Consider the following 676-nt stretch of genomic DNA (forward strand, 5'->3'; position numbering starts at 1 on the left):
ACGGGTTCATTGACGTAATCCTTGACCGCCCAGGGCAACGCACCGGCCATTTCGGCGTCGGGCACGGCGGGCTTGTCGATCTGGACTTGCTGATAAAGGCTAGCGGCGAGGGCGACCCGCACTTTAGACTTGGCGAGGCCATGGCGGCTGAACAGCTCGCTCATGGCAAGCGACCACTCCTGCGGGCCATGGATGGCGCGGGTGGCGAAGATAGGCTGAGGCCCGAGCGAGGCCAGCATAATCCGATCGCTGGCAAGCAGGAGCCCTACCTGATGGCTTGGGGTTGAACGTCTGAAAAATTGTTTCATTAAAACCCGCACCTGGCTGCATAAAACGGATTAAACCTTAACATAAACAGGGCATTAGCCTCCAGATAAAATGATGGATGACGCATTGCAACCCAACTGGATCCTCTCGCAGGTGTTTGCCCTGCAGCCGACCTGGCTTCCCTCGCCGCTCCAGGCCATCTCACACCCGCTGCTGACCGAGCATGGCGTAACGCTATGGTGCAAGCGGGATGACCTGATCCACCCAGCCATCTCGGGCAACAAGTGGCGCAAGCTCAAGTACCATGTGCAACACGCCCAAGAGCAGGGCATAAAGCACCTGATCTCGTTTGGGGGGGCCTACTCCAACCACATCCATGCACTGGCAGCAACAGGGGACCAATCCGGCC

The 676-nt window shown here is 58.6% G+C and carries 2 pseudogenes; one reads left to right on the forward strand and one right to left on the reverse strand.

Features of this window, described 5'->3' with window-relative positions:
• Window positions 1–308: pseudogene (locus AAC083_RS22835) on the reverse strand (MSHA biogenesis protein MshI); the annotation flags it as partial.
• A gap of 70 nt (window positions 309–378) precedes the next feature.
• Between AAC083_RS22835 and AAC083_RS02385 the strand changes: the two are divergent.
• A pseudogene (locus AAC083_RS02385) lies at window positions 379–676 on the forward strand (1-aminocyclopropane-1-carboxylate deaminase/D-cysteine desulfhydrase); the annotation flags it as partial.

It is taken from the genome of Aeromonas sp. HMWF014 (assembly GCF_963878295.1).
GTDB classification, from domain to species: Bacteria; Pseudomonadota; Gammaproteobacteria; order Enterobacterales; family Aeromonadaceae; genus Aeromonas; species Aeromonas popoffii.